Source organism: Erwinia sp. QL-Z3, from assembly GCF_004551645.1.
Classification (GTDB): domain Bacteria; phylum Pseudomonadota; class Gammaproteobacteria; order Enterobacterales; family Enterobacteriaceae; genus Erwinia; species Erwinia billingiae.
This window is the reverse complement of record NZ_CP037950.1, coordinates 1,627,983-1,642,514: the sequence shown is the minus strand read 5'-3', so window position 1 is coordinate 1,642,514 and position 14,532 is coordinate 1,627,983. Positions and strand designations below refer to the sequence as shown.

Below are 14,532 nucleotides of genomic sequence, written 5' to 3'. Positions count from 1 at the left end.
GTTACCTGTAGAGCCAGTAAGCGGTGCGTTCTATAACACCCCCACAGCGATGATAGAGTCTGAGCGCGGGTAAGTTGCCCAGTTGAGTTGCCACATGCAGACGAGTCAGGCGTCGCGCGCGACACCAGTCGGACGCCGCTTCGATCATGCGCTGTCCGACACCTAACCCCTGGGCTTCCGGTAACGTCGCCAGCAGCCCGATGCGCGCACTGCCATCCGACAGTTCACGAAGGGAGATAAACCCCTGCAGATCGCCCTGCTCATTGATAGCAAGCAGGCATTGATGATCAAAGGTGCCAAGCACCGCGTTTTCAATCCACTGAGCATAGAAACGGCCGCTGTCACCGGGCTGATACCAGGGCGCACGGAAGCGACTTTGCGCAAACGCGCCGCTTGCCGCTTCGCGTAAGGCAGGAATATGCTCTTTTCTGGCAATGCGGATCCCTTCAGGGCGGCTTGCAGAGGCAATGCCCAGCACAAAGTCGGCTTCCCCTTCCACCAGCTTAAAACCCAGCGCGCTGAGCGCGTCCAGCTCGGCGGTCTGCTGCGACAGCACCTTCGCCTGAATGAGATCGTAGCCGGCAAACAGCGCGTCAGTTAATGGCGACCCATTCGCCTCAAATGAGAGCAAGCCACTGTTCACGCCAAAGAAGGTATTTTCCCAACTCAACGGGTTGAGGGCTACCGATGGCATAAGCGCAGGCTGGCTGCTGGCACTCATTGCCAGACTCCTTTGGTATCCACTCTCTGATGAGCGTGGATTTGTGTCGCATCCATCGCTTTGAACTGCGCGTGATCGACCAGCATCACCAGCACGTCAGCCTGCTTCAGGGCGTGATGCAGCCCAACCAGTTCAGCTTTACCGGCCAGTTTCTCCGGCAGCTGGTGAATGTTCGGTTCCACCACTAACGTGGTGCCGGAATGCCAGTCCGCGATCATTTCAGCCACGTGCATCGCCGGGCTTTCACGCAGATCGTCAATATCCGGTTTAAACGCCAGACCAAAGCAGGCAATCGTCAGCTCACTGGCGCGCTTGTCGCTGGTGGTCAGACTCTCGGCTAATGCCTTTTTAACCTGCTCAAGGACCCACAGCGGTTTGCTGTCATTCACTTCACGCGCGGTGCGGATCAATCGCGCCTGTACCGGATTTTGCGCCACGATAAACCAGGGATCGACGGCGATGCAGTGGCCGCCAACGCCAGGGCCGGGCTGCAGGATATTCACCCGCGGATGGCGGTTCGCCAGGCTAATCAGTTCCCAGACGTTGATCCCCTGATCGGCACAAATCAACGACAGCTCGTTGGCAAAGGCGATGTTGACGTCCCGGAAGCTGTTTTCGGTCAGCTTACACATCTCGGCAGTGCGGGAGTTGGTGACCACGCACTCACCTTCAAGAAAGATATTGTACAGGTCACAGGCAAGCTGCGAGCAGGCTGGCGTCATCCCGCCAATCACCCGATCGTTTTTGAACAGTTCGACCATCACCTTGCCCGGCAGAACACGCTCAGGACAATAGGCAATATGCACATCGGCGGCTTCACCAACCTGTTGCGGGAAGCTCAGGTCTTCACGTGCTGTCGCCAGCCAGGCCGCCATTTGCTCGGTGGCACCCACCGGTGAGGTCGATTCGAGGATCACTAAATCCCCTTTCTTCAACACCGGCGCGATGGATTCAGCGGCCGCTTTCACCCAGCTGAGATCGGGCTGATGATCGTCTTTAAACGGTGTTGGGACAGCAATCAGAAAGGCATCGGCCTCTTCAGGTTGGGTTGCCGCGCGCAGGTAACCTTGTTCAACGGCGGTCTTCACAACCCGGTCGAGGTCTGGCTCAACGATGTGGATCTCACCGCGATTGATGGTCTCAACAGCGTGCGCATTGATGTCGATGCCAATGACCTTCTTCTGCCGTGAGGCAAATGCCGCTGCGGTTGGCAGGCCAATGTAGCCCAGGCCGATAATGGAAATGGTATTGAAAATCATAACGTAACCCGATTATTTTTTAGTGCCTGCACAATACGTTCGCAGGCCAGGCCGTCACCATAAGGGTTATGGGCACGGCTCATGGATTGATAAGCGTCTTCATCCGTCAGCAGGCGCGTGGCCTCACCAACTATCTTCTGTACGTCTGTGCCCACCAGCTTGACCGTTCCCGCCGCAACCGCTTCTGGCCGCTCAGTGGTTTCGCGCATCACCAGCACCGGTTTACCCAATGACGGCGCTTCTTCCTGAATACCGCCGGAATCCGTCAGGATTAGCCAGGAACGCACCATCAGCCAGACAAAAGGCAGGTACTCCTGAGGTTCAATCAGGAAGATATTGTCGATGCCGCTCAGGATGCGGTTTACCGGCTCGCTGACGTTGGGATTCAGGTGAACAGGATAAACAATCTGAACATCAGGATGCAGGCGGGCAATTTCAGCCAGCGCGCTACAAATGCGTTCAAAACCGCCACCAAAACTCTCGCGTCGGTGGCCAGTGACCAGAATCATTTTTTTGTCTGAATCAAGGAACGGATAGCGCGAAGCCAGGCCTTCCCGTAGTCCTGTATCACCCAATACCCGATCTCTTACCCAGAACAGCGCATCAATTACCGAGTTGCCGGTGACAAACATCCGGTCACTGCGCAGGTTTTCTTTCAGCAGGTTCTGACGGGCATTTTCCGTCGGGGTGAAATGCCAGGTGGCAAGGTGACCGGTCAGCGTGCGGTTAGCTTCTTCCGGCCACGGAGAATAGAGGTCGCCGGTGCGCAGACCGGCCTCAACGTGGCCAACGGGGATGCGGTGATAGAATGCCGCCAGGCTGGCAGCAAAGGTCGTGGTGGTATCGCCATGGACCAGCACCACATCCGGTTTGAATTCAGCGAAAACAGCCTTTAATCCTTCCAGAATCCGGCTGGTGATTTCAGTCAGCCCCTGCCCCGGACTCATGATATTCAGATCATAATCCGGAATGATGGCGAACAGTTGCAGCACCTGATCCAGCATCTCACGATGCTGTGCGGTGACGCACAGGCGAGCGTCAATCTCGCTATCCTGCGCCAGCGCATGGACCAGCGGCGCCATTTTTATCGCTTCAGGGCGCGTGCCAAAAACTGTTAATACTTTCACAGTGACTCTCTTTCGTTCATCTGTCTGATAACAACAGGCCAGCCGCGGTTAGCGCGGTCGACGTGCCAGTGCAATCCCTGCCCCAATTAAGGCACCCACAGCGCCCCACATAATCATCAAAAACAGGCGACGAGGGCTGTCGCGTTTCACCGGCTCCTCCGGTGTACGCAGATAGCGGTAAGTCTGGAAAGTAGTCACCAATGTTGGGCCGACATTCAGCGTCGACAACATGGCTTTGTTTTGATCATAGTCCAGATCGTAACCCGGTCCGGTCGCCTGCAGATTTTCCAGCCTGGCCTGCAGCAGCGGGCGACCTAACAGGAACAGTTCAGAATCGGGCAGCTGTTCGGAAGGGGTATCCGTTTTGGCCTGTTCAAAACCCTGCTGTTGGGCAATTTTCAACGCCTGCTGAACACTGTTCACCTGACGATCGTAGATCGCTTTCGCGACGGCTTCTTGCCTTTTAACCTGTGCTTTCATCTGGATGGTTCTGGCTGCCCAGGCACCGGTCAGCTCTTCATTTAGGTGCGTGGCCGCACGCTGGCTGGCGAAAGCCACATACTGGCGTAACAGCGTATTGGCATCTTTCGACGTCTCAGCAACCAGACGCACGGAATCATTGAGGTTTTTAGCGGCATCCGCCGGCTGATACTGAATGTTGGCAATCAGCTCGTCTAACAACACTGCGTCATCACGGGTGTTGCCGTGCTGCCGCTGCTTGTAATAGTCCGTTTGCAGCCAGAATTCGCGACGGGTGTCATAGGCAGACAGTTGCATCACAAACTCCTGGTAGGCCTCAGCCATCACCGAAGGAGGGGTATCCGCAGACTGACTGGCGCGCAGATCCAGATTATTCAGGAATTGCTGTTGCGAATAGTAGCTGCTCAGCATATTGACCGTCGGACGATCGGTAACCGCGGTGGTACTCCATTGTGGCGTCACCAACAGCGACCAGATCCAGGCAAGCAGGACAAACACCAGCGCCACGCCCGCAATCCATTTTTTACCCTGCCATAACGTGCAGCAAAGCCCGCGAATATCCAGCTCGTTATGGGTAACGTCAGGATGCGTCATACTTCATATTCCTTGTTATCAGGGTCAGCTTTTCAGAGGTAATAAGCGCTTTACTGTGTCTGCCGTAAGCGTCTTTTGAAGCGTTTGATCATTCTGGCCACCCGCCATGCCCGCTTGATGCAGTAGCCGTAAAGCATAAAGGCCATCAGGAACAGCACCAGCATTGCCCAGTCAGGGATAAAACTCAGCGACTCACCCAACACGCCCACCGCAGCCAGCAACGCTGCCGCCAGCGTAATCAGGAAACACGCCTGCCTGGAGGTGAACCCGGCACGCATAATCAGGTGGTGAATATGCTGCCGATCGGCGGAGAACGGGCTCATCCCTTTACTCAGGCGGCGGTACATAATAGCAACCATGTCCATCAACGGGATAGCAATCAGCCAGAGTGCAGTGACCGGGGTGATCGGGTGATACTGACCCTGTGTCGCCTCGAGCAGGATCCAGATGATGGTGAAACCAATCAGCGTACTTCCCGCATCGCCCATAAACACTTTATAGCGGCGACCGAACACGCCCAGGTTCAACAAGATATAGGGCACGATGGCGACAATCATGATGAAGCACCACATCGCCAGGCTCTGCTGACCATCCAGTAACAGGATGATGCCCATTGCGAGGAAAGTGACGCAGGACAGCCCACCCAACAGTCCGTCTATGCCATCCACCATATTAAAGGCGTTGATCGCTGCCCAGACGGCAAACAGGGTAAGGACATAACCAAAGGGGCCAACAATCAGTTCCCAGGGACCAAAGATGTATCCCAGGCTGAGCAAGTAAAGCTTGCCCATACTCATCATCAGCACGGCAACAATGGCCTGGACGATAGCACGAATTTTGACGCTGATATCCCAACGGTCGTCGAGGGCACCGATCAGGACCAACATGCCAGCGCAGCAAAGATAGAGCAGAGCGTGGGGAATGTAGAAGTTAGTGATGGCAAAGCCAAAGCAGGTCCCGGCAAAAACAGAGATGCCGCCCACCAAAGGAACCACACCCTGGTGGCGCTTACGGTAGTTAGGCTTGTCTACCAGACCAACCTTTTTAGCTGCTTTACGGGCAAAAAAGAGGAAAACCATCGAAAAGACAAATATTAAAGCAAGCTCAGTACTCATATTGAGTAAATTCACATTAACCAGCTCTCTGCAAAGAATCTCGCAGTGTTATAAGCATTTTATGTGCCATTAACATCCGTTTAATTCTGATTTCTGTTGTGCGTGATGAGCATAAAACGGCTTAAAGTCCCTTTTTTGCTAACCGCACCTTTTGGTTTAATTCTCCAGTTGCTGAATATCGTATAGCCCATAAACGAAAAACGCCACGTCTGAGCGTGGCGTTCCCCGAGTTTTCTTGTTTTTTTGCTGTCGCGAACAGCCCGATCCACACGAAAAGGCCAGAAAGAGCAGGTTCAGCCTGGCTGAACCTGAACGTTACAGCCCGATGAGGCGCCTTAAGAGCGTTTCATCATGTCGAAGAACTCATCGTTGGTTTTGGTCATTGCCAACTTGTTGATGAGGAACTCCATCGCATCAATTTCACCCATTGGATGGATGATTTTGCGCAGGATCCACATCTTCTGCAGTTCTTCGGAGCTGGTAAGCAGCTCTTCTTTACGCGTACCGGAACGGTTGTAGTCGATAGCAGGGAACACACGCTTCTCAGCGATTTTACGCGCCAGATGCAGTTCCATGTTGCCTGTACCTTTAAATTCTTCGTAGATCACTTCGTCCATCTTCGAACCGGTATCAACCAGTGCGGTGGCGATGATTGTCAGGCTTCCGCCCTCCTCTACGTTACGTGCAGCACCGAAGAAACGCTTTGGACGGTGCAGGGCGTTGGCATCAACACCACCGGTCAGGACTTTACCTGAAGCAGGAACTACGGTGTTGTAAGCACGCGCCAGACGGGTAATGGAGTCCAGCAAGATGATCACGTCTTTCTTGTGCTCAACCAGGCGCTTGGCCTTCTCGATAACCATTTCGGCAACCTGCACGTGGCGGGATGCTGGCTCATCGAAGGTAGATGCAATCACTTCGCCTTTCACCAGACGCTGCATCTCGGTCACTTCTTCCGGACGCTCGTCAATCAGCAGTACCATCAGTACGCAGTCTGGATGGTTGTAAGCAATGCTGGTGGCGATGTTCTGCAGCAGCATGGTTTTACCGGCTTTTGGTGGTGCAACGATCAGACCACGCTGACCACGACCAATTGGCGAGGCCAGGTCCAGTACGCGAGCGGTCAAATCCTCGGTCGAACCGTTACCACGTTCCATACGCAGACGAGAGTTTGCATGCAGCGGGGTTAAGTTTTCGAACAGGATTTTGTTGCGGGCGTTTTCAGGTTTGTCGTAGTTAACTTCATTAACTTTCAGCAGGGCGAAATAACGCTCACCTTCTTTCGGCGGGCGGATCTTGCCGGAAATGGTGTCACCAGTGCGGAGGTTGAAGCGGCGGATTTGGCTAGGGGAAACGTAGATATCATCAGGACCGGCGAGGTAGGAACTGTCTCCAGAACGGAGGAATCCAAAGCCATCCTGCAAAATTTCCAGTACGCCGTCGCCGAAGATGTCTTCGCCGCTTTTTGCATGCTGCTTCAGGATGGAGAAGATAATGTCCTGTTTGCGCATACGGGCCTGGTTTTCAAGCCCCATGTTTTCGCCGAGTGTAATCAGGTCAGAAACCGGCGTATTTTTTAATTCGGTAAGATTCATAATGGTGGGTTCTTAAACTCGGGGTAAATCTCGGAATGATTGTCGTAAGTGGTATGGCGAAAAATCCATGCCTGTTAATGGCACTCTTGTCAGGATCCGCTCGATGATCACGTGCAGGAAAACGCAAATCTGAGACGAGGAGACGGTAAGGACAAGACGCCGGAAATTCTGATGATGCTAACCGTCAGATTGCTGAATGCCCGTAAGGAGAAGATGATTAGGCGTTCAACAAGGAATAAATCTAAGATTCAAACTACAGGTAAGTTCGTAGTGCAGTAAAAACAACTTAGCACGACTGATGTGAAACGTCTAGCAGCTGACTAAAAATATGCCGGGCGCCAGGTCTGAGGGCAAATAAACCCCCTCAGACCTGGCGGCGGACAGGCTGTTAGCCCAGGTTCGCGTTAAGGAACTCTTTGAGCTGGCCTTTAGAAAGGGCGCCAACTTTAGTCGCCGCGACTTCGCCGTTTTTGAACAGCAGCAAAGTAGGAATACCACGAATACCGTATTTAGGCGCGGTGCCCGGGTTATCGTCGATATTCAGTTTCGCGATTGTCAGCTTGCCGTCGTACTCTTCGGCGACTTCATCGAGGATTGGGGCGATCATTTTACAAGGACCACACCACTCTGCCCAGAAGTCGACCAGCGTCAAACCTTCTGCTTTTAATACGTCGGAATCGAAGCTGTCGTCGGTCAGGTGAACAATTTTATCGCTGCTCATGTCTTACTCCAAAAGATTATGCCTGGCTGGTTGGCGTAAAATCTGCCAACTTAGGTTGACTTTATTTCACCGGATACGCTTTCGTAAAGCAATAGTAAGCTGATATTCTACCACACTATGAGCAAAACACACTTAACCGAACAGAAGTTTTCCGACTTCGCCCTGCACCCTCAGGTGATTGAAGCCCTTGAAACTAAAGGCTTTCATAACTGCACGCCGATTCAGGCGCTGGCATTGCCTTTCACGCTCTCAGGGCGTGATGTAGCGGGACAGGCGCAAACCGGTACCGGAAAAACGATGGCGTTCCTGACGTCAACGTTCCATCATCTTCTTTCTAACCCTGCGCCAGAAGGCCGTCAGGTGAATCAGCCACGTGCGCTGATCCTGGCCCCTACGCGCGAATTAGCCGTACAGATCCATGCCGATGCTGAACCGCTGACGCAGGCAACCGGTCTCAAGCTTGGGCTTGCTTATGGCGGTGACGGCTACGATAAGCAGCTGAAAGTGCTGGAAAGCGGTGTCGATATTTTAATCGGCACCACGGGCCGACTGATTGACTATACCAAGCAAAATCACGTTAACCTCGGCGCCATTCAGGTGGTTGTGCTCGATGAAGCGGATCGCATGTTCGATCTCGGCTTTATTAAAGATATTCGTTGGCTGTTCCGCCGGATGCCTGCGGCAAATCAGCGTCTGAACATGCTGTTCTCCGCGACCCTCTCTTTCCGTGTTCGCGAACTGGCGTTTGAAAACATGAACAACGCGGAATATGTGGAAGTGGAACCCGAGCAGAAAACCGGCCACCGCATCAAAGAAGAACTTTTCTATCCTTCTAATGAAGAGAAGATGCGCCTGCTGCAAACCTTGCTGGAAGAAGAGTGGCCAGATCGTGCCATCATCTTCGCGAACACCAAGCACCGTTGTGAAGATGTCTGGGGCCACCTGGCAGCAGATGGACACCGTGTTGGGCTGTTGACCGGCGATGTGGCACAGAAGAAACGTCTGCGTATTCTGGATGACTTCACTAAAGGTGATGTTGATATCCTGGTCGCCACCGACGTTGCCGCGCGTGGCCTGCATATCCCTGCGGTAACCCACGTGTTCAACTATGACCTGCCGGATGACTGTGAAGACTACGTGCACCGTATTGGTCGTACCGGACGCGCTGGCGCCAATGGACATTCCATCAGCCTGGCGTGTGAAGAGTACGCGCTGAATCTGCCTGCTATCGAAGAGTATATTGGCCACAGCATTACCGTGAGCCGCTATAACAGTGATGCGCTGATGACTGAACTGCCGCCACCGAAGCGTTTAACACGTCATCGTTCTGGCAATGGTCCACGTCGTGGCGGCAACAACAATCGCCGCAGCAGTGCACCACGCAACAATAACCGTAAACGTTCAGGTTAAAACAGCCATGCTGAGCGCGTCATCACTTTATGCTGCTATCGATCTGGGATCGAACAGTTTTCATATGTTGGTGGTGCGCGAGGTGGCTGGAAATATCCAGACCGTAGCGCGCATCAAGCGCAAAGTGCGTCTGGCCGCCGGCCTCGATAGCGAAAACCATCTTTCCGATGAAGCGATGGAGCGCGGCTGGCAATGTCTGCGGCTGTTCTCAGAGCAGTTGCAGGACATTCCTGCTGAGCAAATTCGCGTCGTCGCCACCGCCACGCTGCGGCTGGCGTCGAATGCCGGCACCTTCCTGCAAACCGCCCAACACATTCTTGGCTGCCCGGTGAATGTCATCAGCGGCGAGGAAGAAGCACGCCTGATCTATCAGGGCGTTGCGCATACCACCGGCGGATCCGATAAGCGCCTGGTGGTGGACATTGGCGGCGGCAGTACGGAGCTGGTAACCGGAAGCGGTTCGCAAACCACCTCCCTTTTCAGCCTGTCGATGGGATGTGTCACTTGGCTTGAGCGCTATTTTGGCGATCGTCATCTGGCGAAAGCCAATTTTGAACAGGCAGAACTTGCCGCTCGCGCCATGATCCGCCCGATTGCTGCCGAGCTTCGTGAGCACGGCTGGCAGGTCTGTGTGGGGGCTTCTGGCACCGTACAGGCGTTGCAGGAAATTATGATGGCGCAGGGCATGGATGAACGCATCACCCTGAGCAAGCTGCAGCAGTTGAAGCAGCGGGCGATTCAGTGCGGCAAGCTGGAAGAGCTGGAGATTGAAGGACTGACGCTGGAGCGCGCGCTGGTGTTTCCAAGCGGTCTGTCGATTCTGATCGCTATTTTCACCGAGCTGAATATCCACAGCATGACGCTGGCGGGCGGTGCACTGCGTGAAGGCCTGGTCTATGGCATGCTTCACTTGCCGATCGATCGTGATATTCGCAGCCGCACGCTGAAAAATATCCAGCGTCGTTTCACTATTGATGCCGAGCAAGCCGACCGCGTGCGCAATCTGGCAGAAAGTTTCGCCCGCCAGGTCAGCCACAGCTGGAAACTGGACGATCGATGTCGGGATCTGCTGGACAGTGCCTGCCTGATGCACGAAATCGGTCTCAGCGTCGATTTCAAACAGGCTCCGCAACACGCTGCCTATCTGATCCGCCATCTCGACCTTCCCGGCTTTACTCCCGCACAGAAAAAACTGCTGGCAACCTTGCTGCAAAATCAGGTCAACAGCATCGATCTGGCGGTATTAAGCCAGCAAAATGCCATCCCGCCGCGAATGGCTGAACGACTCTGTCGTTTGCTGCGTCTGGCGATCATTTTCTCCAGCCGTCGACGTGACGATACGCTTCCTGCGGTTCGGCTTCATGCTGATGACGATGCGTTGCATGTGACGCTGCCCGCAGGCTGGCTGGAAGCGCATCCGCTTCGTGCGGAGCTGCTGGAGCAAGAATGCCACTGGCAGAGCTATGTTCACTGGCCGCTGACCATCGGCTGACCGTCAGGCAGTAAAAAGGGGCTGATTCAGCCCCTTTTTCATTTTTAACCGCTCAGTGATTCTACTTCCCTTTCGCCTTATCGAGCATCGCTTTCAGATTGGCGACGCGGCTTTGTCCGGTCTGCATCCGCTCTTCGGCGCTGACCACTTTGCGCTCGGTTTCCCATTTCAAATCATCCTGCGGCAGCTCCATCAGGAAGCGGCTCGGTTCAGGTCGGATGGTTTCGCCATATTGCCGACGTTCGCGGCATAAGGTGAAGGTCAGCTCTTTGCGGGCGCGGGTGATGCCCACGTAGGCCAGCCGACGCTCTTCTTCAACGTTGTTCTCATCGATGCTGCTTTGATGGGGCAACAGCCCTTCTTCCATCCCGACCAGATAGACGTAGGGGAATTCCAGGCCCTTCGACGCATGCAGCGTCATTAGCTGAACCTGATCCATATCTTCCTCGCTTTCGCCGCGCTCCATCATGTCGCGCAGCGTAAACCGGGTGACAACCTGCGTCAGCGTCATCGCCTCATCGATATCGCTGCCCTCCAGCATTTCTGTCATCCACTGGAACAGCGTATTGACGTTTTTCATCCGCATTTCGGCCGCTTTTGGACTGGCAGAGGTTTCAAACAGCCAGCTTTCATAGTCGATACCGCGGATCAGATCGCGAACAGCGGCGACCGGCTCACGTTCAGCCAGCTGTGCGACTTCCTGCAGCCAGAACGTGAAGCGCTGTAGCGATTCCAGCCCACGTCCTGACAACGTCTGCTCAAGCCCCATATCAAAGCTGGCGGTAAACAAACTCTTGTTGCGCTGCATCGCCCACTCGCCCAGCTTCTGCAACGTCGCCGAGCCAATTTCACGGCGGGGCGTATTCACAATGCGCATAAATGCGCTGTCATCATTGGGATTGGTCAGCACGCGCAGATACGCCAGCAGATCCTTGATCTCCGGTCGGGAGAAGAAGGAGGTTCCTCCCGAGATGCGGTAAGGAATGCGGTTCTGCATCAGCATTTTTTCGAATACGCGCGACTGATGGTTGCCACGATAGAGGATCGCGTAATCCTTGTACTGGGTCTTATTGATAAAGTGATGGGCAATCAGTTCACCAATCGTCCGCTCCGCCTCATGATCTTCGTTGTTGGCGGTGACGACTTTCAGCTCTGCGCCATAACCCAGTTCGGAGAAAAGGCGTTTCTCAAACACATGCGGATTGTTGGCGATCAGAATATTGGCGGCTTTCAGGATGCGCTCGGTGGAGCGGTAATTCTGTTCCAGCTTGATGACCTGCAACGCCGGGAAATCCTCGTTAAGCAGCACCAGGTTTTGCGGCCGCGCGCCGCGCCAGGAGTAGATCGACTGATCGTCATCGCCTACCACGGTAAAACGCGCGCGTGCGCCCACCAGCAGCTTCACCAGTTCATACTGGCTGGTGTTGGTATCCTGATATTCATCCACCAACAGGTAACGGATGCGTTGTTGCCAGCGCTCCAGCACTTCCTGATTGCGCTGGAAAAGCAGGGTCGGCAGCAAAATCAAATCATCAAAGTCGAGCACGTTGCAGGACTTCAGATGTTTGTCGTACAGGCCATAACAGTGGGCGAAAAGCTTATCCCGCTCCGACACGGCACCCGCCGCCGCACGGGAAGGATCCATCAGATCGTTCTTCCAGTTGGAGATCGTGGAGATCAGCTGTTGCAGCAAGGTCTTGTCATTTTCCAGCCACTCTTCGGTCAGATCCTTCAGCAAAGCCAGCTGATCCTGATCGTCAAATAGCGAAAAGTTCGACTTCATAGCCAACGCGGCATACTCGCGCTTGATGATCTCCAGCCCCAGGGTGTGGAAGGTGGAAATCATCAGCCCACGCGCTTCTTTGCGCCCGAGCGTTTGCGCCACACGCTCTTTCATCTCGCGCGAGGCCTTGTTGGTAAAGGTTACCGCGGCAATATGGCGCGCCTGATAGCCGCATTCACGGATCAGATGGGCGATTTTATTGGTGATCACGCGTGTTTTGCCCGACCCCGCACCCGCCAGCACCAGGCAGGGCCCGGTAACAAATTCGACGGCATGTTGTTGGCCAGGATTCAGACGCATAGGAAAGTCGCTCGATGAAAAGACAGAAGGAAAGAGAAATTCAGCGTGGTAGTATAGCCAGCAGCATCCATACGACTCAAGGTACGATCATGGCAAAAACCGCAGCAGCACTCCATATCCTTGTTAAGGAAGAAAAACTGGCTCAGGATATTCTGGCTGAGCTGGAAAAAGGCGCAGACTTTGAAAAGCTGGCCAAGAAGCATTCCACCTGCCCATCGGGCAAAAAAGGCGGCCATTTAGGCGAGTTCAAACAGGGCGCAATGGTGCCGGCGTTTGATAAAGTGGTGTTCTCCTGCCCACTTATCGTGCCCTATGGTCCTCTGCATACCCAGTTCGGTTACCACATCATCAAGGTGTTGTACCGCAACTGATTGCCGGATGACAGACGAAAAAAAAGAGCGGATTCCGCTCTTTTTTTTGCTTTCGGGCCAGTGAAACCAGCCCGTCAGTCAGGCATTAACCGGCAACGGCAATACGCTTCATGTCAGTCATGTAGCCACGCAGTTTGCTACCAACGGCTTCGATTGGATGGTGACGAATGGCTTCGTTAACATCACGCAGCTGAGCGTTGTCGATGGCGGTAGAGGTCGCCTGTGATTTGCCCAGATCGCCGGCCTGCAGGGTAGTCATAAACTCTTTCAGCAGCGGAACTGCCGCGTAAGAGAACAGATAGTTACCGTATTCCGCCGTGTCAGAGATCACCACGTTCATTTCATACAGACGCTTACGCGCGATGGTGTTCGCGATCAACGGCAGCTCGTGCAGAGATTCATAGTAAGCTGACTCTTCGATAATGCCGGCATCAACCATGGTTTCAAATGCCAGCTCAACGCCTGCTTTGACCATCGCGATCATCACCACGCCTTCATCAAAGTACGTCTGCTCTGCAATTTTACCTTCGAACTGTGAAGCCGTTTCGAAGGCCGTTTTACCGGTCTCTTCACGCCAGCCCAGCAGTTTCTTATCGTCGTTCGCCCAGTCAGCCATCATGCCGGAAGAGAATTCACCGGAGATGATGTCATCCATGTGCTTCTGGAACAGTGGCGCCATGATGGTTTTCAGCTGCTCAGACAGCGCGTAAGCACGCACTTTCGCTGGGTTAGACAGACGATCCATCATCAGCGTGATGCCGCCCTGCTTCAGCGCTTCGGTCACGGTTTCCCAACCGAACTGAATCAGTTTCTCGGCATAGGCCGGGTCAGTCCCTTCTGCCACCAGCTTGTCGAAGCACAGCAGTGAACCCGCCTGCAGCATACCGCACAGAATTGTCTGCTCGCCCATCAGGTCAGATTTCACTTCAGCAACGAAGGAAGATTCCAGAACACCGGCACGGTGACCACCTGTTGCAGCGGCCCAGGCTTTAGCAATCGCCATGCCTTCGCCTTTCGGATCGTTTTCCGGGTGAACCGCAATCAGCGTTGGAACACCGAAGCCACGCTTGTACTCTTCACGGACTTCAGTGCCCGGACATTTCGGCGCAACCATCACTACAGTAATGTCTTTACGAACCTGCTCGCCCACTTCAACGATGTTGAAGCCGTGTGAGTAACCCAGCGCCGCGCCATCTTTCATCAGCGGCTGAACAGCCTGAACAACAGAGGTGTGCTGCTTGTCTGGCGTCAGGTTAACGACCAGGTCGGCCTGCGGGATCAGCTCTTCGTAGGTTCCCACTTTGAAGCCGTTTTCGGTCGCTTTACGCCATGAAGCACGCTTCTCAGCAATCGCTTCTGCACGCAGGGCGTAAGCAATATCCAGACCGGAGTCACGCATGTTCAGACCCTGGTTCAGGCCCTGAGCACCACAACCAACGATGACGACTTTTTTGCCTTTCAGGTAGCTTGCTTCATCAGCAAATTCTTCACGGGACATGAAGCGGCATTTACCTAATTGCGCCAACTGGTTGCGCAGGTTCAAAGTGTTGAAATAGTTAGCCAT

Annotated in this window: 12 protein-coding genes; 3 read left to right on the top strand and 9 right to left on the bottom strand. The window is 54.1% G+C overall.

What is annotated here, in order from left to right; translation table 11 throughout:
* Position 1 precedes the first annotated feature (1 nt).
* The 7 genes from rffC to trxA all read right to left on the bottom strand — a co-directional run bounded on the left by rffC (position 2) and on the right by trxA (position 7,612).
* Entirely contained in the window at positions 2–721 is a 720-nt protein-coding gene (gene rffC, locus E2F51_RS08190) for a dTDP-4-amino-4,6-dideoxy-D-galactose acyltransferase (protein WP_191907156.1), read from the bottom strand.
* Positions 718–1,980, bottom strand: a complete 1,263-nt coding sequence (gene wecC / locus E2F51_RS08185) for a UDP-N-acetyl-D-mannosamine dehydrogenase (RefSeq protein ID WP_134823181.1) — start codon at positions 1,978–1,980, stop codon at positions 718–720. Before wecC ends, rffC begins: the two co-directional genes overlap by 4 nt.
* Entirely contained in the window at positions 1,977–3,107 is a 1,131-nt protein-coding gene (gene wecB, locus E2F51_RS08180; protein WP_134823180.1) for a non-hydrolyzing UDP-N-acetylglucosamine 2-epimerase, read from the bottom strand. Before wecB ends, wecC begins: the two co-directional genes overlap by 4 nt.
* A 48-nt stretch (positions 3,108–3,155) precedes the next feature.
* Entirely contained in the window at positions 3,156–4,181 is a 1,026-nt protein-coding gene (wzzE, locus tag E2F51_RS08175; RefSeq protein WP_053142031.1) for an ECA polysaccharide chain length modulation protein, read from the bottom strand.
* A 50-nt stretch (positions 4,182–4,231) separates the two neighbouring features.
* Positions 4,232–5,311, bottom strand: a complete 1,080-nt coding sequence (wecA, locus tag E2F51_RS08170; protein WP_013200234.1) for a UDP-N-acetylglucosamine--undecaprenyl-phosphate N-acetylglucosaminephosphotransferase — start codon at positions 5,309–5,311, stop codon at positions 4,232–4,234.
* Positions 5,312–5,631: 320 nt separating this feature from the next.
* The gene (gene rho, locus E2F51_RS08165) at positions 5,632–6,891 is read right to left on the bottom strand and encodes a transcription termination factor Rho (protein ID WP_013200233.1); all 1,260 of its coding nucleotides are present in this window, start codon (positions 6,889–6,891) and stop codon (positions 5,632–5,634) included.
* Between the two features lie 388 nt (positions 6,892–7,279).
* On the bottom strand, positions 7,280–7,612 hold the full coding sequence (gene trxA / locus E2F51_RS08160) for a thioredoxin TrxA (protein WP_013200232.1): 333 nt from the start codon (positions 7,610–7,612) through the stop codon (positions 7,280–7,282).
* A gap of 117 nt (positions 7,613–7,729) precedes the next feature.
* Here trxA and rhlB point away from each other — a divergent pair, with 117 nt between their 5' ends.
* Together rhlB and gppA are read left to right on the top strand one after the other, a co-directional pair.
* On the top strand, positions 7,730–9,022 hold the full coding sequence (rhlB, locus tag E2F51_RS08155) for an ATP-dependent RNA helicase RhlB (protein ID WP_134823179.1): 1,293 nt from the start codon (positions 7,730–7,732) through the stop codon (positions 9,020–9,022).
* Positions 9,023–9,029: 7 nt separating this feature from the next.
* The gene (gene gppA / locus E2F51_RS08150; protein WP_134823178.1) at positions 9,030–10,514 is read left to right on the top strand and encodes a guanosine-5'-triphosphate,3'-diphosphate diphosphatase; all 1,485 of its coding nucleotides are present in this window, start codon (positions 9,030–9,032) and stop codon (positions 10,512–10,514) included.
* 61 nt (positions 10,515–10,575) lie between these two features.
* Here gppA and rep read toward each other — a convergent pair whose 3' ends face one another.
* Positions 10,576–12,597 carry a DNA helicase Rep gene (gene rep, locus E2F51_RS08145; protein WP_134823177.1) on the bottom strand — a complete coding sequence of 674 codons (2,022 nt, stop codon included), beginning with the start codon at positions 12,595–12,597 and terminating at the stop codon, positions 10,576–10,578.
* Between the two features lie 89 nt (positions 12,598–12,686).
* Between rep and ppiC the strand changes: the two genes are divergently transcribed.
* Positions 12,687–12,968 carry a peptidylprolyl isomerase PpiC gene (gene ppiC, locus E2F51_RS08140; RefSeq protein WP_013200228.1) on the top strand — a complete coding sequence of 94 codons (282 nt, stop codon included), beginning with the start codon at positions 12,687–12,689 and terminating at the stop codon, positions 12,966–12,968.
* 85 nt (positions 12,969–13,053) lie between these two features.
* Here the strand turns inward: ppiC and ilvC are convergent, their stop codons facing one another.
* Entirely contained in the window at positions 13,054–14,532 is a 1,479-nt protein-coding gene (gene ilvC, locus E2F51_RS08135; RefSeq protein WP_013200227.1) for a ketol-acid reductoisomerase, read from the bottom strand.

What these genes read in the sequence shown, in the direction of transcription:
- rffC (WP_191907156.1), bottom strand. Translation starts at nt 721, where the DNA reads ATGAGTGCCAGCAGCCAGCCTGCGCTTATGCCATCGGTAGCCCTCAAC.
- wecC (WP_134823181.1), bottom strand. Translation starts at nt 1,980, where the DNA reads ATGATTTTCAATACCATTTCCATTATCGGCCTGGGCTACATTGGCCTG.
- wzzE (WP_053142031.1), bottom strand. Translation starts at nt 4,181, where the DNA reads ATGACGCATCCTGACGTTACCCATAACGAGCTGGATATTCGCGGGCTT.
- rho (WP_013200233.1), bottom strand. Translation starts at nt 6,891, where the DNA reads ATGAATCTTACCGAATTAAAAAATACGCCGGTTTCTGACCTGATTACA.
- trxA (WP_013200232.1), bottom strand. Translation starts at nt 7,612, where the DNA reads ATGAGCAGCGATAAAATTGTTCACCTGACCGACGACAGCTTCGATTCC.
- rhlB (WP_134823179.1), top strand. Translation starts at nt 7,730, where the DNA reads ATGAGCAAAACACACTTAACCGAACAGAAGTTTTCCGACTTCGCCCTG.
- gppA (WP_134823178.1), top strand. Translation starts at nt 9,030, where the DNA reads ATGCTGAGCGCGTCATCACTTTATGCTGCTATCGATCTGGGATCGAAC.
- rep (WP_134823177.1), bottom strand. Translation starts at nt 12,597, where the DNA reads ATGCGTCTGAATCCTGGCCAACAACATGCCGTCGAATTTGTTACCGGG.
- ppiC (WP_013200228.1), top strand. Translation starts at nt 12,687, where the DNA reads ATGGCAAAAACCGCAGCAGCACTCCATATCCTTGTTAAGGAAGAAAAA.
- ilvC (WP_013200227.1), bottom strand. Translation starts at nt 14,532, where the DNA reads ATGGCTAACTATTTCAACACTTTGAACCTGCGCAACCAGTTGGCGCAA.